Origin of the sequence: Bradyrhizobium sp. BR13661 (assembly GCF_029892425.1) — a bacterium.
Lineage (GTDB): Bacteria > Pseudomonadota > Alphaproteobacteria > Rhizobiales > Xanthobacteraceae > Bradyrhizobium.
This window is the reverse complement of sequence record NZ_JARXWB010000085.1, coordinates 1-1,385: the sequence shown is the minus strand read 5'-3', so window position 1 is coordinate 1,385 and position 1,385 is coordinate 1. Positions and strand designations below refer to the sequence as shown.

At 62.3% G+C, this 1,385-nt stretch carries 1 protein-coding gene; it reads left to right on the top strand.

Features of this window, described 5'->3' with window-relative positions; genetic code table 11:
• Nucleotides 1-86: 86 nt before the first annotated feature.
• Nucleotides 87-1,118: an IS110 family transposase gene (locus tag M2427_RS42040; protein WP_280712566.1), complete on the top strand. Its 1,032-nt coding sequence runs from the start codon at nucleotides 87-89 to the stop codon at nucleotides 1,116-1,118.
• Nucleotides 1,119-1,385 lie beyond the last annotated feature (267 nt).

Sequence of the window (1,385 nt, the reverse complement as noted above, 5' to 3'; positions counted from 1 at the left end):
TGATGCTGTGGACGGCTCCTCCACGGGCACGAGAGTGCCAAGGAGTGGGCGCCGTTTGAGGCTCCCACGATTCGGAGGAGCAGCCTATGCAGTCAATTTCGACGATTGGTCTGGATATTGCGAAGTCGGTCTTCCAAGTACACGGCGTTGATGCAGCCGGCCAGGTGGTCATACGCCGTCAGTTGAGGCGCAGCCACGTCTTGGCTTTCTTCCAGAAGCTGCCGCCATGCCTGGTGGGGATCGAAGCTTGCGCATCATCGCACCATTGGTCCCGTGAATTGCAGGCGTTGGGCCATACGGTGCGATTGATGCCTCCGGCCTATGTGAAGCCCTACGTCAAGCGGCAGAAGAACGACGCTACGGACGCGGAGGCGATCTGTGAAGCGGTGACGAGGCCCAACATGCGGTTCGTGCCGACCAAGACAGTCGAGCAACAGAGCTGTCTGATGCTTCACCGAGCGCGCCACCTCTTCATCCGCCAGCAGACCGCGATTATCAACTCGATCCGCGCCTATCTTGCCGAGTTCGGGATTGTCGCCCCTGTTGGGCGGCGAGGCGTCGAGCAACTGCTGGAAGTCGTCGCCGATAAAGCCGAAGACCGAGTCCCGGAGGTCGCCCGGATGTGCCTTGCTGCTCTTGGCGGTCAATTGCGCGCGCTGAAGGCCCAGATCCTGGAGTTCGACCGCCGCATCATCGCCTGGCATCGATCAAACACGACGAGCAAGCGGCTGGACGCGATCCCTGGCGTCGGTCCGGCGCTGGCAACAGCGCTGGTCGCGAGCGTTGCCGATCCCAAAGCCTTCCGATCCGGGCGGGACTTCTCGGCCTGGGTTGGTCTCGTGCCAAAGCAGAGCTCGAGCGGGGGTAAAGACAAGCTTGGCAGTATCAGCAAGCAGGGCGATCGCTATTTGCGTAGCCTGTTCACGGCTGGCGCACTTGCCGTGATCCGCTATGCCAAGATCCATGGCACGGGGCATCGGCCCTGGCTCACCGCGTTGTTGGCGCGGCGACCCACCAAGGTCGCCGCCATCGCGCTTGCCAACAAGCTCGCCAGGATGGCCTGGGCGATGATGGCCAGGAACGAACGCTACCAGGAGCCGGCCGCGCTGGCGGCCTAAACGAGATCGCGCCGACAACGCCGGCGTGACGTAACGGTTGGAAGGGCGAACAGCACGTAATGCAGCGCCGGTCGATCCGGCGATCAGGACAACCCACATGGGCCACAGCATTGTCGAATGCGAGGTTTTGACCGGGACCTGATCCGCGGAGGGCATTATGGCCAGCGGTCATGCGTACCGCACTAACAGGCCGAACACATGGCTGCTCCGACCAAGCTGCAAAGTGAAGATTCTCCTTGCCAACCAGGAGCCGTCCACACATGGCCC